A 22,416-nucleotide genomic window follows, 5' to 3' on the forward strand; every position below is an offset into this window, starting at 1 on the left:
TCCCAGCCGCCGATCCGAGGGTTCCGCTGCGGCCTGGTGCAGTGTTCGCCAGGATGGGTCGGTGAGCACCGACCGGACCGCGATTCTGTGCTCGATGCCCGCCGACGGCCACGTCGCGCCGATGCTCGCCGTGGGGCGAGGCTTGGCCGACCGCGGGTGGCGGGTCCGCTTCCTGACCGGGGCGGCCTACGCCGACCGCGTCCGTGCCGCCGGGTTCGCGTTCACCGCGCTGCCGCCGGAGGCGGTGACCCTCGATGAGGTGGCGGCGGGCGAGCGGCCGAAGGGCGTGGCCGCGATCAACGACGGCGTCACCCGAGCGTTCCTCGACCCCGCCCCGCACGCGGCACGGACGCTGCTGGCCATGCTGGAGGAGGAGCCCGCGGACGCCGTGCTCTACGAGCTGACGTTCGTGGGCGCGGTCGGGCTGGAGGCACTGCCGGAGGCGACCCGTCCGCTCCGGGTGATGTGCGGCATCGGCCCGCTCGGGCTCTCGAGCCGCGCGACCCCGCCGTACGGACTGGGGGCGCTGCCGATGGCCGGGCCGCTCGGCAGGCTGCGCAACGCCGTGATGAAGCAGGTCGCCACGAGGGTGGTGCTGCGGCCGGTGCACCGCCGCCTCGACGCGCTGCTGGCCGAGCTCGGCGCCGCGCCGCTGGACGGCGGCTTCTTCTTCGACGTGGTGACCCGCGCCGACCTCCTGGTGCAGTTCACGGTGGCGCAGTTCGAGTACCCGCGTCCGGACGCCCCCGACCGGCTGCACTACGTCGGGCCGGTGAGCCGCACCGCGCCGTCGAGCATCCCGGTGCCGGAGTGGTGGGACCGCTTGTCGTCCGGGACCCCGGTCGTGCACGTCAGCCAGGGCACCGTGGCGGTCTCGGACTTCACCGAGCTGGTCGGACCGACGCTCGAGGGACTCGCGGACGAGGACGTCCTGGTCGTGGTCAGCACCGGCAACGCCCCGCTCGACGGGCTGCCGCCGCTGCCGGCCAACGCCGTCGCGGCCGAGTACCTGCCCTACGACCGGCTGTTCCCACTGACCTCGGTCTTCGTCACCAACGGCGGGTACGGCGGCCTGCACTACGCGATGGAGCACGGCACGCCGATCGTGGTCGCGGGCGACACCGAGGACAAGGTCGAGACCTCCGCCCGGGTCCACTGGTCGAAGGTCGGCGTCCGGCTCGGCACCGGCCGGCCGACGCCGACCCAGGTCCGCGACGGCGTACGCCGGCTGCTGAACGACCCGTCGTACGCCGAGCGCAGCGCGGCCATCGGTGCTGCCATCCGCCGCTCGCCCGGGGTGCAGGGCCTGGTCGACCTGGTCGGGGCCGGGGTTGCCGTTCGGGCGTCGTACTCGGACTGACACAAGTCGCCCCGTCGTCCGCCGTCCAGGCGTACATCGGGCCGGCCGGGTGGACTTGTGTCTGTCGGTGTACGACGCCGGTCAGCTCACCGGGTCTCGACGGTCGCTCAGGCGCCAGAGCGCCTTCGCTGCTCGACCACCAGGCTCGACCGCCGAGGAAGCGGTGGGCCAGGATCGAGCCATGCCCCGACTGCACGCGTTCGAGCTGGTGCCCGACGAGGCGGGGCGGGAGGCGGTGCTCGCGGACTGGCAGGCGCTGCGCGACGCGGGGCTGCCGTCCCAGCTCGACCACACGGGCGGCACCAACACGCCGCACGTCACGGTGATCGCCGCGCCCGTGCTGCCCGACGACGGCCGAGCGGTCGACGTACTCGGGCCGCTGCTGCCCACCCGGGTGCGGGCGACCGGGCTGCTGCTGATCGGGGGGCAGAAGGTCACCGTGGCGCGGGCGCTGGACGTCGACGACGCCCTGGTCGCAGCGGTCCTCGGCCTGCGGGCGGGCGTCGCCGACCTGGCCCACCGGGGCTGGCTGCCGCACGTGACGCTGGCGCGTCGGGTACCGCGCGACCAGGTGGCCACGGCCCTGGGCCTGCTGGGGTACGCCGACGTGGAGCTGCAGCTGACCGGCCTCCGGCGCTGGGACCCGGCCGAGGGCACGGTCACCGGCCTGCTGCCAGCCGAGAGCTGAGCGCCGCCGCCAGTTGTAACGACAAGCTCGCTGCACTGGACGCCCGTTGCAGCGTCCTACCAGTGCGGCGAACTTGTCGTTACAGCACGGGCGGCCGACCGGCCCCCGACCGGTGAGCTACGCCGACGGGGGATCGATCATCGCCGAGGGCGAGGACCCGCCCGCCGGCGCCACCCTGGACCCGCTCGGCAACCGGCCGCTGTCCTGCGACGAGCGCTGGGGGTGGCGGGTCGTCACGAACGGCGAGGACGAGGACTGCCTGCGCGAGGGCCGAGCCGTGCCCGCGGGCTGGCGGGTGCGGTAGGGTCGGCCGCGATCGACATCCTTTAACGAGCCGTCCTGTGAGGCGGAGAAGGAGGTCCGGCAACACTCGTGTGTGCCCAGCCTGCACCCCCAGAGTCCGAGGGACCGGCCGCCGGCCGCGTGGTCCTGGACGCTCGTGACATCACCCGAGCACTGACCCGCATCTCCCACGAGATCCTCGAGCGCAACAAGGGCGGCGAGGACCTCGTTCTCCTCGGCATCCCCAGCCGCGGCGTACCCCTGGCCGAGCGGATCGCCGAGCGCATCGCCGCCGTCGAGGGGTACGACGTCCCCGTCGGCTCGCTCGACGTGACCATGTACCGCGACGACCTGCGGATGAAGCCGGCCCGCGCACTGCTGCCGACCAAGCTGCCGCCCGGCGGCATCGACGCCAAGACGGTCGTCCTGGTCGACGACGTGCTCTTCTCCGGCCGCACGATCCGCGCCGCCCTCGACGCGCTCAACGACATCGGCCGCCCCCGCGCCGTGCGGCTGGCGGTCCTCGTGGACCGCGGCCACCGCGAGCTGCCGATCCGGGCCGACTTCGTCGGCAAGAACCTCCCGACGAGCCTGGTCGAGCGGGTCCGGGTGACGCTGGACGGGATCGACGAGGCCGACGCGGTGACGATCTACGGCGAGCAGGTGGCTCCGTGAAGCGCCACCTGCTGAGCGCGGGCGACCTGACCCGCGACGACGCCGAGCTCATCCTGACGACCGCGGCGGAGCTGCGCGAGCTCGCCGACCGGCCCATCAAGAAGCTGCCGGCCCTGCGCGGGCGCACCGTGGTCAACCTGTTCTTCGAGGACTCCACCCGCACCCGGATCTCCTTCGAGGCGGCGGCCAAGCGGCTGAGCGCGGACGTCATCAACTTCGCCGCCAAGGGCTCCAGCCTCTCCAAGGGCGAGTCGCTGAAGGACACGGCGCTCACGCTCGAGGCGATGGGCGCGGACGCGGTCGTCGTACGCCACGGCGCGAGCGGTGCGCCGCACCTGCTGGCCAACTCCGGCTGGGTGCGCTCCAGCGTCGTCAACGCCGGCGACGGCACCCACGAGCACCCCACCCAGGCGCTGCTCGACGCGTTCACGATGACGCGGCACCTCGGCTCGCTGGACGGCCGCCGGATCGCCGTCGTCGGCGACGTCCTGCACAGCCGGGTGGCCCGGTCCAACGCGCTGCTGCTGCACACGCTCGGTGCCGAGGTCACGCTGGTGGCGCCGCCGACGCTGCTGCCGGTGGGGATCGACACCTGGCCGGTCGAGACGTCGTACGACCTGGACGCCGTGATCCCGAAGGCCGACGCGGTGATGATGCTGCGCGTCCAGCGCGAGCGGATGCAGGGCGGGTTCTTCCCGACCCCGCGCGAGTACTCGCGCCGCTACGGTCTCGACGCGCGCCGGATGGCGACGCTGCAGGACCACACGATCGTGATGCACCCCGGCCCGATGGTCCGCGGCATGGAGATCACGGCCGACGTGGCCGACTCCAGCCGCTCGGTGATCGTCGAGCAGGTCACCAACGGCGTCGCCGTCCGGATGGCCGTCCTCTATCTCCTCCTCGGTGGAAACGAAAGCGACTGATGAACTACCTGATCCGCAACGTCTCGATCCTCGGCGGCGAGCCGACCGATCTGCTGCTCCAGGACGGAGTGATCTCCGAGGGTGCCGCCGACGGCGCCGAGGAGATCGACGGCACCGGCCTGGTCGCGCTGCCGGGCCTGGTCGACCTGCACACCCACCTGCGCGAGCCGGGCCGCGAGGACGCCGAGACCGTCGAGACCGGCACCCGGGCCGCCGCGATGGGCGGCTTCACCGCCGTCCACGCGATGGCCAACACCGAGCCGGTCGCCGACACCGCCGGCGTCGTCGAGCAGGTCTGGCGCCTGGGCCGCGAGGCCGGCCACTGCGACGTGTTCCCGGTCGGCGCCGTCACCGTCGGCCTGCAGGGCGAGAGGCTGGCCGAGCTCGGCGCGATGGCCGACTCGGCCGCACGGGTCCGGGTCTTCTCCGACGACGGCAAGTGCGTCAGCGACGCCGTCCTGATGCGCCGTGCGCTGGAGTACGTCAAGGCCTTCGACGGCGTCATCGCCCAGCACGCCCAGGAGCCGCGGCTCACCGAGGGCGCGCAGATGAACGAGGGTGAGCTCTCCGGGAAGCTCGGCCTGACCGGTTGGCCGGCGGTGGCCGAGGAGGCGATCATCGCCCGCGACTGCCTGCTCGCGGCCCACGTCGGCTCGCGCCTCCACGTCTGCCACGTGAGTACGGCGGGCTCGGTCGAGATCGTCCGCGACGCCAAGCGCAAGGGCTGGGACGTCACCGCGGAGGCCTGCCCGCACCACCTGATCCTCACCGACGAGCTGGCCGCGACCTACGACCCGATCTACAAGGTGAACCCACCGCTGCGCACGGCCGCCGACGTCGAGGCGCTGCGGGCCGGGCTGGCCGACGGCACGATCGACATCGTCGCCACGGACCACGCCCCGCACCCGCACGAGGACAAGGACTGCGAGTGGGCGGCCGCCGCGTTCGGCATGCTCGGTCTGGAGACCGCGCTGTCGATCGTGCAGGCCACCATGGTCGACCCCGGCCTGCTCGACTGGAACGGCGTCGCCGAGCGGATGTCGTACGCCCCCGCCCGGATCGGTCGGGTCGCCGAGCACGGCCGGCCGATCGAGGTCGGCGAGCCCGCCAACGTCGTGCTCTACGACCCGGCGGCCCGCCGCACGATCGACCCGACCGACTCGGCCAGCCTGAGCCGCAACACGCCGTACCGCGGCATGGAGCTGCCGGGCCGCGTCGTCGCGACCTTCCTGCGCGGGAAGCCCACGGTCCTCGACGGCAAGCTGGTCTGAGCCCGCTCCCCGAGGAGCGGGCTCCGACCGTCGGGCGGACGGATCAGCCGATCCGCACCGTCCGGCCCAGCGTGGCCCGCACGTCGTTCCCGACGAGGACCCGCACCCGGCCGCGCGGGGTGACCCACGCGTCGGTGGCGGTGTTCCAGTAGGACACCGACTCCCGGCCGATCCGCACCTGCACGACGCGGCTGCGTCCCGGGCGGAGCCGCACGGTGTCGTAGCCGGCGAGCTGGCGCGGCGGGGTCGCGACCCGCGTGGGCAGCCTGCCGACGTACACCTGCGGTACGGCGGTCCCGGTCCGGTCACCGACGTTGGTCACCCGGAACCGTGCGACCGCGCCGCGGCCGTTCGCCGTCGCGCGCACGCGCAGCCCGTCGTAGCGGAAGCGGGTGTAGGAGCGCCCGAACCCGAAGGGGTACGCCGGCCGGGTGCCCGTGGCGAGGAAGCCGCGGTAGCCCACGTTCACGCCCTCCGTGTACGCCGCCACGCCCGCCGGCGTGCCGGGGACCTGGGACTCGCTCCGGGGAACCGTTGCGGGCAGGCGTCCCGACGGGTTCACGTCGCCCCACAGGACGTCGGCGATCGCCCGGCCCTGCTCCTGGCCGGGGTACCAGGCCTGGACGATGCCCTCGACGCGGCGCTGCCACGCCCGCAGGACCGTCGTCGCGCCGGTCTCGACGACCACGACGGTGCGCGGGTTCACCGCCGCGACCATCCGGATCAGCAGGTCCTGCTCCTTCGGGAGCCGCAGGTCGGGCCGGTCGACGCCCTCGGTCTCGTAGTCGCGGACGACGACCACCGCGACGCGGGCGCGGTCCGCGACCCGGACGGCCCGGGCCATCTTCGGGGGCACCATGCTGTCGGGGTGGGTCCAGAACAGTCGGACCTGCCCACCCTGGTAGCTGTTCAGCGCGGGAGCGGAGTACTCCACCCGGATGTCGTGGGTCCGTCCCGCGACGAGCTGGACGGGCGCGCTCACCGATGACAGAGCGCCGGTGTGCTGGACGAGGAGCTGGCCGTCGACGTACAGCCGGGCGTCACCGCGGGCGGTGAGCCCGAGCCGGACGGTGCCGGTGCCGGGCGCCCGCAGGACGCCCGTCCACTCGGCCGAGAGGTCGCCGTACAGCGCGAACTCCCCGACGGGCGTCGGGATCTTGGGCGACGCCACGTTGAACCCGGGGAAGTTCTGGAACCCGAAGTTCACGTTGACGTTGGGATCGACCACGGTCCGGGCGGGGGTGCCGGACCGGTCGAGGTTGGGCCAGTAGCTCGCCTGGAGCCCCTCGGCCGTGCTGCCGGCGGACGGCGCCAGCACCGAGGCCGGCAGCGGCGCCGGGCCGGGCAGCAGGTCGCCCTCGTTGATGCCGTCGGTGCCGGGCTGGTACCGCACCCGGGTCCGGGCGCCCGCGCGGTCGCGGATGCCGGCGAGCGGGCTGACCGAGGCCGTCGGCACCGAGATCGTGGACGAGCCGCCGCCCTGGGCGGAGGTGTTGTCCGCGTCGGGGCCGATGACGGCGATCGAGCGGGTCCGACCGGCCAACGGGAGGACGTCGCGGCGGTTCTGCAGCAGCACCATGCCGCGGGCCGCCACGCGCCGGGCGAGTGCCCGGTGGCGGGCCGTCGGGAACCCGGCGTTGTCCGGGTGCCGGTCGAACAGCCCGAGCCCGACCATCGGCCGCAGGATGCGCCGCGCCATGTCGGTGAGCCGCGCCCGGCTCACGTCGCCCGCGGCCACGGCGTCGAGCAGGCGCTGACCGAAGTTGGCGGAGCCGGGACCCTGGTCACCGGGCTGCTCCTGGTCGAGGCCGGCGTTCGCGGCCGCGACCGTGCTGGGGGTCGCGTTGTAGTCGCTCATCACGAAGCCGCGGAAGCGCAGCTGGCGCTTGAGCAGGGTCGTCATCGCCGGGTTCTCGCAGGCGTAGGTGCCGTTGAGCCGGTTGAACGAGCACATCATCGAGCCGGGGCGGCCGAGGCGCTGGGCGATCCCGAACGGCCGCAGGTAGATCTCCTGGAGCGCGCGCTCGCCCACTTGGACGTCCACGTTGAAGCGGTCGGTCTCCTGGTTGTACGCGAACGGGTGCTTCGCCGTCGCCATGACGGGGCTCGACTGGATCCCGCGCACCACCTCGCCGGACATCCGTCCGACCAGGAGCGGGTCCTCGCCGAAGCCCTCGAAGGCCCGGCCCCACAGGGGCGTGCGGGCGATGTCCGCCGACGGCGCCAGCGAGACGTTGTGGCCGGTGTGCCGGGCCTCGACGCCGAGCAGCCGCCCGTAGCGTCGGGCCAGGCCGTCGTCGTACGACGCCGCGAGCGAGCTGCCCGACGGCAGCTGGGTCGAGCGCTGGTCGACGCCCGGGTCGGCGACCCGGACGCCGACCGGGCCGTCAGCCATGGTCTGCGCCGGGATGCCCAGCCGGGGGATGGGGTTGTTGTAGAAGCCGAAGTTGTTGTTGAGCTCGCCGGTGGCGAGGTCGGCCTTCTCCTCGTCGGTCATCTGGTCGAGCAGGGCGTCCACCCGTCGCTCGACCGCCGCGCTGCGGTCCCAGTCGGTCGCCGACGCCCGGTAGGACCGGCCGTCGGGTCGGGCGGGCACCGGGGGGACGGGACCGCGCTGACCCGTGAAGCGGTCGCGGACGTCGTCGTCTCCCGGTGGGGCGCCGAGCGCCGGCCCCGGGAGCACGGCCAGCACGAGCGCACTGGTCGTCACTGCGATGAGCTGCTTTCCGATCTGCATGAGATTCCTCGATCCGAGTCGATCGAGTCCGGGGCGTTGCGCCCACGCGGCCGGGAGGACGCGGCGTCGTGCGATCGGGCTCGGCGGAGCTCCCTGCGGGGTCGGTGGAGGTTGCGCTCGGGACTCCCTTCCCGTCCGCGCTTCGTGGCGGACGACCGTAGGACCGGTGTCCCGATCGTCCGCCACGATGCGTCCCGGGGCGGGAGTGTTCAGCTCGCGGTGCGGGCGGTGAGCAGCAGGTACTCCCAGGTCATGTCCTGCGCGCCGCCGAACCGGTCCGGCAGCGCGGCCAGGGCCGCGTCGAGCTCGGCGACGCGCTCCGGCTGGTCGGCGATCCCGCGGTACGCCGCGATCGTCGGGCCGTAGCAGGCCTTGAAGAAGTCCCGGAACTCCTCGCCGGTCGCGAACCGGGTCACCGGCAGCTGCCGCCGCTCGGCGACCACGTCGACGACCCGGTCGCCGAACAGGTCGCGCACGTGCTGCTCCGAGCCCCACAGCGGGGGCGGCTGGACGCCGGCCGGCGGGGGAGCGACGTACCCCTTCATGGTGGCGAAGAGCTGGCCGATGAAGCCCTCCGGCGTCCAGGCGATCAGCCCGATCGTCCCGCCCGGGCGGCAGACCCGGATCAGCTCGTCGGCGGCCGGCTGGTGGTGCGGCGCGAACATCACGCCCACGCACGAGGTGACGACGTCGAAGGTGTGGTCGGCGTACGGCAGCGCCTCGGCGTCGCCCTCGGCCCACTCGACCTCGACGCCGGCCTCGGCGGCGAGGCGACGGCCGACGTCGAACAGCTCGGGCGTCAGGTCGGAGGCGATCACCCGGGCGCCGTTGGCGGCGGCCGGTACGGCGACGTTGCCCGACCCGGCCGCGACGTCGAGAACCCGGTCGCCCGGCCCGATCCCGCTGGCCTCGACGAGGGTCGGACCGAGGTCGGCGATGACCTCGGTGGCGACGGCCGGGTAGTCGCCGAGCGCCCACATGGCGCGGTGCTTGGCCTTCAGGGCCTGGTCGGCCGCGAGGTCGGTGGCGGTGCTGCTGGTGCTCATGCTGGTCTCTCCTTGGTCGATCTTCTCGGGACCACCAGTTCTAGGGGTGCGTACGGGGCCGCCGGATCCGCAGCCGTTGCCCATCTCGGCCCGCCGCACTACCCATGTCGGCATCGGGCGGCACCGAGGGGAGAGACTGGGCCGGTGCCGACCGACCCGCTCCAGCGCCTGCTCGCGGCACCTCCCGACCTGCCGGTGCGGTCCGGCCTGGAGCCCCTGCTCGCCGGGCTGCGCGACCGGGGCGCGACGGTCGTCCAGGCGCCGCCGGGCAGCGGCAAGACCACCCTGGTGCCGCCGGCCGTCGCCACGCTCGGGCCCGGCCGCGTCGTCGTCACCCAGCCGCGCCGGATCGCCGCCCGTGCCGCGGCTCGCCGGCTGGCCCACCTCCTCGGCGAGCCGGTCGGCCAGACGGTCGGGTACGCCGTCCGCGGCGATCGCCGCTCCGGGCCGCGGACGCGCGTCGAGATGGTCACCACCGGGGTGCTGCTCCGGCGCCTGCAGCGCGATCCGGACCTGCCGGGCGTCGACGCGGTGGTCCTGGACGAGGTGCACGAGCGTGCGCTCGACGCCGACCTGCTGCTGGCCCTGCTGGTCGACGTCCGGACGAACCTGCGCGACGACCTGCGGCTGGTCGCGATGTCGGCGACGGTCGAGGCGGACCGGTTCGCGGCGCTGCTGGACGCTCCCGTCGTCGACGTGCCCGGCACCTTGCACCCGGTCGAGCAGGTATGGGCGGCTGCGCCGCCGGGAGTACGGCGATCCGACGACCGCGGCATCACACCCGCCTTCCTCGATCACGTGGCGGCCACGGTCCGGCGCGCGCTGGCCGAGCGGAGGGGCGACGTCCTCGCGTTCCTGCCCGGCGTCGCCGAGGTCGACGGGGTCGTACGCCGCCTGGCGGATGTCGACGCCGACGTCCGTCCCCTGCACGGCCGGCTCCCGTCGGATCGCCAGGACCTCGCCCTGCTCCCGGGGGAGCGGCGACGGGTCGTCGTCTCGACCGCGGTGGCCGAGTCGTCGCTGACCGTGCCGGGCGTCCGCTGCGTCGTCGACGCGGGACTGGTCCGGCAGCCCCGCACCGACCACCGGCGCGGGCTGGCCGGCCTGGTGACGGTCCCGGTCAGCCGGGCCGCCGCCGAGCAGCGGGCCGGACGCGCCGGGCGGGAGGCTCCGGGCACGGTGTACCGCTGCTGGAGCGAGGCCGAGCACGCCCACCTGGCCGCCCAACCGGAGCCCGAGATCGCGGTCGCCGACCTGACCGGGTTCGCGCTCGAGCTGGCGGTGTGGGGGAGTCCCGGCGGCGCGGGTCTCGCCCTGCCCGACCCGCCGCCCGAGGCGGCGCTCGCGGTCGCGCGCGCGACGCTGGCCGACCTCGGCGCGATCGACGCGAGCGGAGCCGTGACCGAGCGGGGCCGGGCCATCGCCCGGGTGCCGGCCGACCCGCGGCTGGCACGGGCGCTGCTCGACGGCGCCGCGATCGTCGGAGCCCGCCGAGCAGCGGAGGTGGTGGCGCTGCTCGACGAGGACACCCGGGCACCGGGCGGCGACCTGGTCGCCGCGCTCCGGTCGCTGCGTCGCGGTGGACCGGGGACGGCGGCCTGGCGGACCAGCGCGGAACGGCTTCGCGGGCACCTGGCGGACGGGGCGGGGCCGACGACGGACCTGACCGACGACCTCGCCGTCGGTGCCGTCGTCGCGCTGGCCCACCCGGACCGGATCGCCCGCCGTCGACCGAGTGGCGCGTCGTACCTCCTGGTCGGGGGCACGGGGGCGGTGCTCCCACGCGGCGAGTCCGGGCTCGCCGGCGCCGACTGGCTGGCTGTCGCCGACATCGACCGGCGCCCGGGCCAGCGGGACGCCACGATCCGCTCCGCGGCGCCGATCGACGAGGGTCTGGCCCTCGAGGCGGCCGCTGCCCGGTGGCAGGAGGACGACGAGGTGGCCTGGTCCGGCGGCCGGGTCGTGGCGCGCCGGGTCACGCGGCTGGGCGCCGTCGAGCTCTCGTCCGTCGGGCTCGCGGACCCGCCCGCGGAGCGGGTCGGCGCGGCCGTGCGCGACGGGCTGCGGCAGGAGGGGCTCGGGGTGCTGCCCTGGACCGACGCCGCCCGCGCGCTCCGGGCGCGGATGTCCTTCCTGCACCGGACGCTGGGGGAGCCCTGGCCCGATGTCTCCGACGACGCCCTGGCCGCGAGCGTGGAGACCTGGCTCGGTCCGGAGCTCGCCCGGATCCGGACGGCCCGCGACCTGGCCCGCGTCGACGTGCTCACCGCCCTGCGTCGGCTGCTCCCGTGGCCCGCGGCGGGCCGGCTCGACGAGCTCGCCCCGGAGCGGTTGAGCGTCCCGAGCGGCTCCGCCGTCAGGGTCGAGTACGACGCCGAGCAGCCCGTGCTCGCCGTACGCCTGCAGGAGACGTTCGGCTGGGCCGCGACGCCGCGGCTGGCCGACGGACGGGTGCCGGTGCTGCTGCACCTCCTCTCGCCCGCGCGCCGGCCGGTCGCCGTGACGGCCGACCTGGCGTCGTTCTGGGCGAACGGCTACCCGCAGGTGCGGGCGGAGCTGCGGGGCAGGTACCCGAAGCACGCCTGGCCGGAGGACCCGTGGTCGGCACCGCCGACTCGGGGTACCAGGAGGTGATGCCCACCCCTCGGTTTGGAGGCTCCGCATGACCACATCCACCACCCGGCCGCCCGAGGAACCCGGGCCGGCCGCTCCGGACCAGCGGCGGATGACGCCGCTGTCCATGGCGATCTGGGCCTTCATCGCCGTCGTCGGCGCCGTCTGCTGGGCCGTGCTCGCGCTCAGTCGCGGCGAGGACGTCTCGGCGCTGTGGATCCTGTTCGCCGCGCTGTCGTCGTACTTCATCGCGTACCGCTTCTACTCCCGCTTCATCGCGCGCCGGGTGCTGAGGCTCGACGACCGCCGGGCCACGCCGGCCGAGCGGCTGGAGAACGGCACCGACTTCGAGATCACCGACCGCCGGGTGCTCTTCGGCCACCACTTCGCCGCCATCGCGGGCGCGGGACCGCTGGTCGGTCCGGTGCTCGCGGCGCAGATGGGCTACCTGCCCGGCACCCTGTGGATCATCGTCGGCGTCATCTTCGCGGGCGCCGTACAGGACATGGTGGTGCTCTTCTTCTCGCTGCGCCGCGACGGCAAGAGCCTGGGCCAGATGATCCGCGAGGAGATCGGCGTCGTCGGCGGGACCGCCGCGCTGATCGCCGTCTTCGCCATCATGATCATCATCCTCGCGGTGCTGTCGCTGGTCGTCGTCAACGCGCTCGCCGAGTCGCCGTGGGGCGTGTTCTCGATCGGCCTGACCATCCCGATCGCCCTGTTCATGGGCTTCTACCTCCGCTACATCCGACCCGGCCGGGTCCTCGAGGTGACCGCCATCGGCGTCGTGCTCCTGCTCCTCGCGATCATCGGCGGCGGGTACGTCGAGTCCTGGGGGCTCGACGGCCCGCTGACGCTGTCGAAGGAGACGCTGACCCTCTGCCTCGTGGTCTACGGCTTCGTCGCCTCGATCCTGCCGGTCTGGATGCTGCTGACGCCGCGCGACTACCTCTCGACGTTCATGAAGATCGGCGTCATCGTGCTGCTCGCCATCGGCCTGGTGGTCGCCGCCCCGGTCCTGCAGAACGAGGCGGTCACCAGCTTCGCCACCGACGGCGACGGGCCGGTGTTCGCCGGCAAGCTGTTCCCGTTCCTGTTCATCACCATCGCCTGCGGCGCGCTCTCCGGCTTCCACGCGCTGATCGCCTCCGGGACCACGCCGAAGATGGTCGCCAAGGAGAGCCACGTCCGGATGATCGGGTACGGCGGCATGCTGATGGAGTCGTTCGTCGCCATCTCGGCGCTGATCGCCGCCTCGGTGATCGACCAGGGCCTCTACTTCGCGATGAACGCCCCCGCCGGAGTCACCGGCGGCACCGTCGACGGGGCGGTCGAGTTCGTCAACGGCCTCGGCTTCACGCTGACCCCGGACCAGCTCAACGCCGCGGCGGCCTCCGTCGAGGAGGAGCTGGTCTCGCGCACCGGCGGTGCCCCGACCCTGGCCCTCGGCATCTCGACCATCTTCACCGACGCGTTCGGCGGCGGGCTGGCGGCGTTCTGGTACCACTTCGCGATCATGTTCGAGGCGCTGTTCATCCTCACCGCCGTGGACGCCGGCACCCGCGTGGGCCGCTTCATGCTGCAGGACACGGTCGGCAACGTCTGGAAGCGGTACGGCGACACCTCGTGGAAGCCCGCCGCCTGGAGCGCGTCCGCCGTGGTCGTCGCCTGCTGGGGCTACATGCTGTACGTCGGGGTCACCGACCCGCTCGGCGGCATCAACCAGCTCTTCCCGCTGTTCGGCATCGCCAACCAGCTGCTGGCGGCGATCGCGCTGACCCTGTGCGTGACGCTCTTCCTCAAGCACGGCTGGACCAAGTGGGTGTGGGTCCCGGCGGTGCCGCTGGTCTGGGACCTGGTCACCACGATGACCGCGAGCTACGAGAAGGTCTTCTCCTCCAACCCGGCCATCGGCTACTTCGCGCAGGCGGACCGCTACCGCGAGGCGCGCGACGCCGGCGAGGTGCTCGCGCCCGCCACGGATGCCGCGCAGATGGACACGGTGATCACGAACTCGACCGTGAACGGCGTGCTGCAGGCCAGCTTCGCGGTCCTGGTCCTGGTCATCGTCGCCAACGCGGCGCTGATTTGGATACGCGCGATCCGGGCCGGCACCCTGCCGACCACGGAGGTCCCGGCCCAGCCCTCCGAGCTGGTCGCACCGGCCGACTTCTTCGCCACCAGGAGTGAGAAGGAGGCGGTCGTGGCGTGGGAGGCCGAGCGCCGCGAGAGAGTCGGAGCCCGGCGATGAACCGGGTGCTGGCCGGGGTGCGCTGGTACCTCCGCGAGCTCAGCGGGGAGGCGCGGTGGGACGCCTACCTGGAGCGCTGCGCCCGGGAGGGCATGGAGCCGATGAGCCGCCGGGCCTTCGAGCGGCACCGCGACGAGCACCGGGAGCGCTCCACCCAGGGGAGGTGCTGCTGAGGCGTCCCGTCAGCCGACCGACCAGCCCAGGCCGGCCGCCCTCTCGACCGCCTCGTGCCGCGAGACGGCGCCGAGCTTGGCCATCAGCGCCGCCACGTGGTGGTCGACGGTGCGCACCGAGAGCACCAGCCGCTCGGCGATCGCCGCGTTGGGCAGCCCCTCGGCGAGCAGGGTGAGCACGTCGAGCTGTCGCGGGGTCAGCCCGGCCACGTTGTCCCGGGTCGCCGGGATCGGCCCGCGCGGCACGCGGACGACGCCCCGGCGGCGCAGATCCTCCCGGACCCGGTCGGCGAGCCGGACCCCGCCGAGCGCGTCGAGGCCCGCGAGCCCGCTGAGCACCACCTCGTCGTCGTCGCTGCCGGTGAGCGCCGCGGCCGCCTCGTACGGATAGCCGGCGGCCGCCCACCCGTCCGCCGCTCCGCGCCAGTCGCCGCGGGCCGACAGGGCGTACGGGTGGGTGCTGCCCGCCAGTTCCGCGGGGTCGACGGGGTCGCCGGCCAGGCGCAGCCAGTGCGCCAGCTCGACCCGCCAGGGGAGGGACCCGACGCGGCAGGCCTCGGCGTACACCTCACGGCCGATGCGGCATACCTGCTCCTCGTCGCGGCGCAGCCAGGCAGCCTCGCAGGCCAGCGCCGCGGCAGGGGCCGTGCGCTGGAGCTCGTCGAGCTGGCGCCCCAGCCGCCAGCACTCCTCGACCAGGTCCTCGGCGGGCTCGCCGGTGCGCAGGGCGACCCGGCCCAGCACGAACAGCGCCGTGCACCGGATCGGGCTGGTGGCGTCCAGGCCGACCTCGGCATCCGCGAGGGCCGCCGACCAGCGGGCGCCCGCGAGTGCGACCAGGCCGCGCTCCACCGTGAGGTACTTCCAGAAGGCGACCTGCTCGTCGGCCTCGGCGTGCTCGATCCCCGCCACCAGCTCCTCGCCGGCCTCGTCGGGGCGCAGGTGCACCAGCAGCTGCCACACGACGTTGCACCAGGCACGGCTCGCGTGCTCGGACAGGCCCGCCTCGAGCGCGACCGTGCGCGACCGCTCGACCAGGTCGCGGCCCGCGGGGTCGCCCTGGGCCCACTGCGCGGTGCCGAGGTTGTTGAGCGCGTGGGACAGCACCGCCCGGTCGTCGACCTCGCGGGCCAGCTCGATCGCGCGCTCGGCGTTCTCGCGGGCCTCGGTCATCCGCTCGGCCAGCATGGCCAGCTGGGAGACGTTGCTCAGCGCGAGTGCCAGCTCCCGGCGGTCCTCCGTCCCGCTCAGCACGTCGACCGCATCGGCCGCCGCCTCCTCGGCCCGGTGCCGGTCGCCCACCCACCAGGCGATCCGCGACAGCGAGCGGAGCGAGGAGCCGAGCGCGACCCGGTCGCCGAGCCCGCGCCGGATCCGGACCGCCTCGTCCTGGTCGGCCAGCGCGCTGCGCTCCCGGTCCCCGACGGTGTAGCAGGCCCGGGCCGAGGCCTCCAACAGGTCGGCCAGCTCCGGGAGGTCGAGCTCGTCGCGGTGCGCGAGCACCGCGCGCAGGTGGTCCGCTGCCTGGCGGTGCGCCCGGCCGGTCACCGCGGCGGCGGCCGCCGCCGGGCCGTGCCGCACGACGGCCGCGGCGTCCCCGGCCTCGAGCGCGTGGTGCACCAGCTGGGCGGGATCGTGGTCGGGTCGCTGCGCCAGGACCGCGAGCGCGGCCGCGTTCAGCGTCGTACGACGGGCCGCGGGCAGGGCGTCGACGACCGCGCGTCGGGTGAGCTCGTGGCGGAAGCCGACCCGCCGGGGCTCGACCAGCAGCAGCCCGTGCTCCTCGGCGCTCGCCAGCGCGGCCAGCCCGCCCGGGACCAGCGCGTCCACGAGCGGACGGTCGACGGTCGAGGTGATCACGCTGAGCCGCTCGACCGCGTCCCGGGAGTCGGGGTCGATCCGGTGCATCCGCGCCAGCACGAGGTCGACGACGCTGGGTGGGACGGCGTCGGGCGGCTCGCCGTTCGGGGAGGCCAGCACCTCGTGCACCAGGAACGGGTTGCCGCCGGTCACGGCGAGCACGGCGTCGGCTCGCGCGGGGCCGGCCAGCGACCGCACCGCGTCGGACGACAGCGGGCCGAGGGGGAGCCGGATCACCGAGCGGGCGGTCGCGAGTGCGGCCAGCAGCCGGCGCAGCGGGTGCCCGCCGTCGAGCTCGTCGTCGCGGTAGGTCAGGACCAGGACCGCGGGCAGGTCGGCCATCCGGCGGCCCAGCCAGCGCAGCAGGTCGAGGGTCGCCTCGTCCGCCCAGTGCACGTCCTCGACCGTCAGCACGGTCGCGTGCCCGGCCCAGTCCAGCTCGTCGTACAGCGCCGCGAACAGGGCGTCGCGCTCGCCGGGCGAGCGCAGCGCCCGGGCGAGGTCGGCCCCGACGGTCCCGGACAGGTCCCGCAGCGGCCCCAGCACCCGCGGGGTGGCCAGGTCGTCGCAGCGTCCCGTGAGCAGCCGGGCCTCCGGGAGGGCGTCCTGCAGCGCCGCGACCAGGCTGGACTTGCCGATCCCCGCCTCGCCGGAGACCAGGACGACCGAACCGGCCCCGGTGGCGGCGCGCCGAGCAGCGCCGGCCAGCTCCGCGAGCTCGTCGTCACGTTCCAGGACCCGCGTCCGGGACGGCATGCGCTGATCGTAGGGCCGGGTGACCGGTCGTCGTCCACACCATTCGCACGACCTCCGCCGAGCGTCCCCGGCATCTGCGAGACTTCGCGCCATGGCGACGGTTCTGGACCAGGAGGTCTACACCGAGCCCGAGGCGGCGCGACTCCTCGGGGTGGCGCCGTCGACCCTGCACTACTGGCTCCAAGGTGGGGAGCGGCGTGGGACCACCTATCTGCCGATCATCCGTCCCGAGGCGACCGACCGGCGCTACGTCACCTGGGCCGAGTTCATCGAAGCGGGCTGGCTGCGTGCCTACCGACGCAACAGGGTCCCCATGCGCGAGCTGCGCCTGTTCATCGAGCTGTTGCGCGACGAGCTCCAGGTGCCCTATCCGCTGGCTCACCAGCGACCGCTGGTCTCAGGGAAGAGGCTCGTGCTCGCGGCACAACAGGAGGCCGGTCTCGACGAGCACTGGCGCCTGGTCGACGACCAGCTCATGCTCACCTATCCGGGACAGACGTTCATCGAGCAGGTGACCTGGGAGGGCGATCTCGCCGCTGGTTGGCGGCCCGCGCCGGACCCGCGGTCCACGGTGATCGTTCGCCCGGATGTCCGGTTCGGCCGCCCGTCCGTGCAGGGGATCAGCACGCTGAGCATCTACGAGTACGCCGAGGAGGGCGCGTCTCGTGCCGAGATCGCGGCGGACTTCGGGCTTCGGGAGACGGACGTCCGATGGGCGCTCGCGTACGAGAACGCTCGCCAGGCCTCCTGACCTACGCGATGTCGCATGAAGTCCGCCGAGGTCCGCTACTACTTCGACGAGGACATCCTCCTGCTCGCGCACACGATCGCCCGGCTGCGGTCCGACTGCACCTATCCGGGTGACCCCGGTGCGGTGATCCATCGCCGGCAGCGCCCCGAGTGCCCGATCGCCCGCGGCAGCAAGGACACGGTCTGGGTTCCGGCCGTCGCGGCCCGGGGCTGGGTCATCGTCACGCGCGACCACAACATCCGTGAGAACCCGGCCGAACGGCGGGCCGTGCGCGAGAACGGAGCGCGGATGGTGGCGCTCGCCGGTGAGGACGGCAGGAACACCTGGGGACAGCTCGAGCTCTTCATGCGGTACTGGCGACAGATCGAGGAGGCCGCGAGCCGGCCCGGTCCCTTCATCTATCTCGCGAGCCGGTCACGGATGCGACTGCTCGACCTGGCTGACTGAGGGATCCCCCAGGGGTCCACGACCGGGGGCGGCGTGACGGAGAGGCCTCGGGCCGCTGATAGGGTCGACCCCGTTCGAACATCCTTTAACGATCCGTCCTGAGAGGCGGAGAAGGAGGTCGGCGTGCCGTTGCATGCCCCCGCGATCCTGGTCCTCGAGGACGGTCGCGTCTTCACCGGCGAGGCGTACGGCGCCCCCGGCGAGACCTTCGGCGAAGCGGTCTTCAACACCGGCATGTCCGGCTACCAGGAGACGCTCACCGATCCGTCGTACCACCGGCAGGTGGTCGTGATGACGGCCCCGCACATCGGCAACACCGGGATCAACGACGAGGACCCCGAGTCCTCGCGCATCTGGGTCGCCGGGTACGTCGTCCGCGACCCCGCCCGCCGCCCCTCGAACTGGCGCTCGCGGCGCACGCTCGACGACGAGCTGCGCGAGCAGGGCGTCGTCGGCATCTCCGGCATCGACACCCGCGCGCTGACCCGGCACCTGCGCGAGCGCGGCGCGATGCGCGTCGGCATCTCCTCGGTCGAGACCGACCCGGCCGCGCTGCTGGAGCGGGTCCGGGCCTCGGCCGAGATGGCCGGCTCCGAGCTGTCCACCGAGGTCTCCACGAAGGAGGCGTACGTCGTCCCCGCCCAGGGCGAGAAGCGGTTCACCGTCGCCGCGCTCGACCTCGGCATCAAGACGATGACGCCGTACCGGATGGCCGAGCGCGGCATCGAGGTGCACGTGCTCCCGGCCGACTCGACGCTCGACGACGTGCTCGCCGTGCAGCCCGACGGGCTCTTCTACTCCAACGGACCCGGCGACCCCGCCGCGACCACGCAGCAGATCGAGGTGCTCCAGGGCGCCCTGGGCCGCGACCTGCCGTACTTCGGCATCTGCTTCGGCAACCAGCTCTTCGGGCGCGCGCTCGGCTTCGGCACCTACAAGCTGAAGTACGGCCACCGCGGCATCAACCAGCCGGTGATGGACCGCACCACCGGCAAGGTCGAGGTCACCGCGCACAACCACGGCTTCGCCGTCGACGCGCCGCTCGACGGCGCCACGACCACGCCGTACGGCGAGGCGAGCGTCAGCCACGTCTGCCTCAACGACGACGTCGTCGAGGGTCTCGAGCTCCGCTCGCCCGAGGGGGCGCTGAAGAGCTTCTCCGTCCAGTACCACCCCGAGGCCGCCGCCGGCCCGCACGACGCGGCGTACCTCTTCGACCGGTTCGTCCAGCTCCTGGCTGAGCAGAAGGAGGCCTGAGATGCCGAAGCGCGAGGACATCAAGTCCGTGATGGTGATCGGGTCCGGCCCGATCATCATCGGCCAGGCCTGCGAGTTCGACTACTCGGGCACCCAGGCCTGCCGGGTCCTGAAGGCCGAGGGCCTGCGGGTCATCCTGGTCAACTCCAACCCGGCCACGATCATGACCGACCCGGAGTTCGCCGACGCGACGTACGTCGAGCCGATCACCCCGGAGTTCGTCGAGCAGGTCATCGCCAAGGAGCGCCCCGACGCGCTGCTCCCGACCCTGGGCGGCCAGACCGCGCTCAACGCGGCGATCGCGCTGCACGAGCGCGGCACGCTGGAGAAGTACGGCGTCGAGATGATCGGCGCTTCCTTCGAGGCCATCCACCGCGGCGAGAACCGCGAGCTGTTCAACGCCATCGTCGACAAGGTCGGCGGCGAGGTCGCCCGCAGCTTCGTGTGCCACACGCTGGACGACTGCGAGAAGGCCGTCGCCGAGCTCGGCTACCCGGTCGTCGTCCGCCCGTCCTTCACGATGGGCGGCACCGGCTCCGGCATCGCGTACGACGAGGGCGACCTGGCCCGCATCGCCGGCGCCGGCCTGGCCGCGAGCCCGACCACCGAGGTGCTGATCGAGGAGTCGATCATCGGGTGGAAGGAGTACGAGCTGGAGGTGATGCGCGACAAGGCCGACAACGTCGTCATCATCTGCTCAATCGAGAACCTCGACCCGATGGGCGTGCACACCGGCGACTCGATCACGGTCGCGCCCGCGATGACGCTGACCGACCGCGAGTACCAGAAGCTGCGCGACCTCGCGATCGGCATCATCCGCGAAGTCGGCGTCGACACCGGCGGCTGCAACATCCAGTACGCCGTCAACCCCGCCGACGGCCGGATCATCGTCATCGAGATGAACCCGCGGGTGTCGCGGTCGAGCGCGCTGGCGTCGAAGGCGACCGGCTACCCGATCGCCAAGATCGCCGCGAAGGTCGCGATCGGCTACACGCTGGACGAGATCCCCAACGACATCACCGCCCGCGAGGACGGCTCGAGCACGGCCGCCGCGTTCGAGCCGACCCTCGACTACGTCGTGGTGAAGGTGCCGCGGTTCGCGTTCGAGAAGTTCCCGGGCGCCGACAAGCGGCTCACGACGCACATGAAGTCGGTCGGCGAGGCGATGGCCATCGGCCGCAACTTCACCGAGGCGCTGCAGAAGGCGCTGCGCTCGCTGGAGTCGAAGGACGCGCCGTTCGACTGGCACCAGGAGTACGTCGAGCTCGACAAGGCCGCCCTCCTGGAGGAGATCCAGGTCCCGACCGACGGCCGGCTCAAGCGCGTCATGGACGCGATCCGCGCCGGGGCGACGCCGGAGGAGATCTTCGAGGCCACCGGCATCGACCCGTGGTTCGTCGACCAGCTGATGCTGATCAACGAGGTCGCCGCCGAGGTGACCGCCGCTCCCGAGCTCACCCCGCAGCTGCTGCGGCTGGCCAAGCGGCACGGCTTCTCCGACGTCCAGATCGGCAAGATCCGCGGCATGGCGCCCGACGTCGTCCGCGGGGTGCGCCACGCGCTCGGCATCCGGCCGGTCTACAAGACCGTGGACACGTGCGCCGCCGAGTTCGCCGCGCGCACGCCGTACCACTACTCGTCCTACGACGAGGAGAGCGAGGTCGCCCCGCGCGAGCGTCCGGCCGTGATCATCCTCGGCTCCGGGCCGAACCGGATCGGGCAGGGCATCGAGTTCGACTACTCCTGCGTGCACGCCTCCCTCGCGCTCAGCGAGGCGGGCTACGAGACCGTGATGGTCAACTGCAACCCCGAGACCGTCTCGACCGACTACGACACCTCGGACCGGCTCTACTTCGAGCCGCTCACCCTCGAGGACGTGCTGGAGGTCGTGCACGCCGAGTCGCAGGCGGGGCCGATCGCGGGCGTCATCTGCCAGCTCGGCGGCCAGACCCCGCTCGGTCTCGCCCAGGGCCTCGCGGCGGCGGGCGTGCCGATCGTGGGCACCTCGCCGGACTCCATCGACCTGGCCGAGGAGCGCGGCGCGTTCGGCCGCGTGCTCGCCGAGACGGGCCTGGTGGCGCCCAAGCACGGCACGGCGACGTCGTACCCCGAGGCCCAGAGGATCGCGTCCGAGATCGGCTACCCGGTGCTGGTGCGGCCGTCGTACGTCCTGGGCGGGCGCGGCATGGAGATCGTGTACGGCGACGACGCGCTCCAGACCTACCTGGAGAAGTACGTCGCCGCCGGGCTGATCTCGCGCGAGGCGCCGGTGCTGGTCGACCGGTTCCTTGACGACGCGGTCGAGATCGATGTCGACGCGCTCTTCGACGGCGAGGAGCTCTTCCTCGGCGGCGTGATGGAGCACATCGAGGAGGCCGGCGTGCACTCCGGTGACTCGTCCTGCGCCCTGCCGCCGATCACATTGGGCGACCACGAGATCGGCCGGATCCGCGAGGCCACCGAGGCCATCGCGCGCGGCGTCGGGGTCCGCGGCCTGCTCAACATCCAGTTCGCGCTGAGCGCCGACATCCTCTACGTCCTGGAGGCCAACCCGCGCGCGTCGCGGACGGTCCCGTTCGTCTCCAAGGCGACGGCGACGCCGCTGGCCAAGGCGGCGGCGCGGGTGATGCTGGGGGAGTCCATCGCGCAGCTGCGCGAGGCCGGCCTGCTGCCCGCGACCGGTGACGGCGGCAACCTGCCCGCCGACCAGCCGATCGCGGTCAAGGAGGCGGTGATGCCGTTCAACCGGTTCCGCACGCCCGACGGCGCGCAGGTCGACACCGTGCTGGGTCCGGAGATGAAGTCCACCGGCGAGGTCATGGGCTTCGACCACGACTTCGGGACCGCCTTCGCCAAGTCGCAGGCCGCGGCGTTCGGGTCGCTGCCCGTCTCGGGCAAGGTCTTCGTGTCGGTCGCCAACCGCGACAAGCGCTCGATGATCTTCCCGGTGCGGGTGCTCGCCGAGCTGGGCTTCGAGATCCTCGCCACCCAGGGCACGGCCGAGGTGCTGCGCCGCAACGGCGTCGCGTCCACGATCGTGCGCAAGCACTTCGAGGGCGAGGGGCCTCACGGCGAGCGGACGACCGTCCAGCTCATCCACGACGGCGAGATCCAGCTGATCGTCAACACGCCGTACGGCGCAGGCGGCGGCAGCCAGGCGCGCCTCGACGGCTACGAGATCCGCACCGCCGCCGTGCGCGCCAACGTCCCGTGCATCACCACGGTCCAGGGCCTGGGCGCGGCGGTGCAGGGCATCGAGGCGATGCGCCGCGGCGACATCGGCGTCCGGAGCCTGCAGGAGTGGGCCGCGCGGAACGGTGGTTGAG

General features: G+C 73.4%; 16 protein-coding genes. 13 read left to right on the forward strand and 3 right to left on the reverse strand.

Features of this window, described 5'->3' with window-relative positions; genetic code table 11:
* The first annotated feature begins 61 nt into the window (after positions 1-61).
* The 6 genes from VMF51_RS07430 to VMF51_RS07455 all read left to right on the forward strand — a co-directional run bounded on the left by VMF51_RS07430 (position 62) and on the right by VMF51_RS07455 (position 5,199).
* Positions 62-1,360, forward strand: a complete 1,299-nt coding sequence (locus VMF51_RS07430) for a glycosyltransferase (protein ID WP_325473776.1) — start codon at positions 62-64, stop codon at positions 1,358-1,360.
* A gap of 181 nt (positions 1,361-1,541) precedes the next feature.
* Positions 1,542-2,048, forward strand: coding sequence for a 2'-5' RNA ligase family protein (locus tag VMF51_RS07435; protein ID WP_325473777.1), 507 nt, complete (start codon positions 1,542-1,544; stop codon positions 2,046-2,048).
* A 112-nt stretch (positions 2,049-2,160) separates the two neighbouring features.
* Complete coding sequence (locus tag VMF51_RS07440; protein ID WP_325473778.1) at positions 2,161-2,352, forward strand: hypothetical protein; 192 nt, start codon at positions 2,161-2,163, stop codon at positions 2,350-2,352.
* Positions 2,353-2,420: 68 nt separating this feature from the next.
* Entirely contained in the window at positions 2,421-3,005 is a 585-nt protein-coding gene (pyrR, locus tag VMF51_RS07445) for a bifunctional pyr operon transcriptional regulator/uracil phosphoribosyltransferase PyrR (RefSeq protein WP_325473779.1), read from the forward strand.
* Positions 3,002-3,928, forward strand: coding sequence for an aspartate carbamoyltransferase catalytic subunit (locus VMF51_RS07450; protein WP_325473780.1), 927 nt, complete (start codon positions 3,002-3,004; stop codon positions 3,926-3,928). Before pyrR ends, VMF51_RS07450 begins: the two co-directional genes overlap by 4 nt.
* Entirely contained in the window at positions 3,928-5,199 is a 1,272-nt protein-coding gene (locus VMF51_RS07455; protein WP_325473781.1) for a dihydroorotase, read from the forward strand. The genes VMF51_RS07450 and VMF51_RS07455 overlap by 1 nt, the downstream gene beginning before the upstream one ends.
* 43 nt (positions 5,200-5,242) lie before the next feature.
* Here VMF51_RS07455 and VMF51_RS07460 read toward each other — a convergent pair whose 3' ends face one another.
* Positions 5,243-7,936 carry a beta-glucosidase H gene (locus tag VMF51_RS07460; protein ID WP_325473782.1) on the reverse strand — a complete coding sequence of 898 codons (2,694 nt, stop codon included), beginning with the start codon at positions 7,934-7,936 and terminating at the stop codon, positions 5,243-5,245.
* A gap of 209 nt (positions 7,937-8,145) precedes the next feature.
* Positions 8,146-8,982, reverse strand: a complete 837-nt coding sequence (locus VMF51_RS07465; protein ID WP_325473783.1) for a class I SAM-dependent methyltransferase — start codon at positions 8,980-8,982, stop codon at positions 8,146-8,148.
* A 144-nt stretch (positions 8,983-9,126) separates the two neighbouring features.
* Between VMF51_RS07465 and hrpB the strand changes: the two genes are divergently transcribed.
* The 3 genes from hrpB to VMF51_RS07480 are packed head-to-tail and all read left to right on the forward strand — an operon-like array spanning position 9,127 to position 14,019.
* A complete protein-coding gene (gene hrpB / locus VMF51_RS07470; RefSeq protein ID WP_325473784.1) occupies positions 9,127-11,616 on the forward strand; it encodes an ATP-dependent helicase HrpB in 2,490 nt (829 codons plus the stop codon).
* Positions 11,617-11,644: 28 nt separating this feature from the next.
* A complete protein-coding gene (locus tag VMF51_RS07475; RefSeq protein ID WP_325473785.1) occupies positions 11,645-13,846 on the forward strand; it encodes a carbon starvation CstA family protein in 2,202 nt (733 codons plus the stop codon).
* Positions 13,843-14,019, forward strand: a complete 177-nt coding sequence (locus VMF51_RS07480) for a YbdD/YjiX family protein (RefSeq protein ID WP_325473786.1) — start codon at positions 13,843-13,845, stop codon at positions 14,017-14,019. Before VMF51_RS07475 ends, VMF51_RS07480 begins: the two co-directional genes overlap by 4 nt.
* A 9-nt stretch (positions 14,020-14,028) precedes the next feature.
* On the opposite strand, the gene VMF51_RS07485 is transcribed toward VMF51_RS07480, so the two are convergent.
* Entirely contained in the window at positions 14,029-16,635 is a 2,607-nt protein-coding gene (locus VMF51_RS07485) for an ATP-binding protein (protein WP_325473787.1), read from the reverse strand.
* A 91-nt stretch (positions 16,636-16,726) separates the two neighbouring features.
* Between VMF51_RS07485 and VMF51_RS07490 the strand changes: the two genes are divergently transcribed.
* From VMF51_RS07490 to carB, 4 genes are all read left to right on the forward strand, one after another.
* A complete protein-coding gene (locus tag VMF51_RS07490) occupies positions 16,727-17,386 on the forward strand; it encodes a DUF433 domain-containing protein (RefSeq protein WP_325473788.1) in 660 nt (219 codons plus the stop codon).
* A gap of 15 nt (positions 17,387-17,401) precedes the next feature.
* Positions 17,402-17,833, forward strand: a complete 432-nt coding sequence (locus VMF51_RS07495) for a hypothetical protein (RefSeq protein WP_325473789.1) — start codon at positions 17,402-17,404, stop codon at positions 17,831-17,833.
* A gap of 123 nt (positions 17,834-17,956) precedes the next feature.
* Positions 17,957-19,090 (forward strand): glutamine-hydrolyzing carbamoyl-phosphate synthase small subunit, encoded by a 1,134-nt coding sequence (carA, locus tag VMF51_RS07500; protein ID WP_325473790.1) that lies wholly within the window; start codon positions 17,957-17,959, stop codon positions 19,088-19,090.
* Between the two features lies 1 nt (position 19,091).
* Positions 19,092-22,415, forward strand: coding sequence for a carbamoyl-phosphate synthase large subunit (gene carB / locus VMF51_RS07505; RefSeq protein WP_325473791.1), 3,324 nt, complete (start codon positions 19,092-19,094; stop codon positions 22,413-22,415).
* The last annotated feature ends 1 nt before the right edge of the window (position 22,416 follow it).

Source organism: Nocardioides sp. (assembly GCF_035503875.1).
In the GTDB taxonomy this organism is placed as follows: domain Bacteria; phylum Actinomycetota; class Actinomycetes; order Propionibacteriales; family Nocardioidaceae; genus Nocardioides.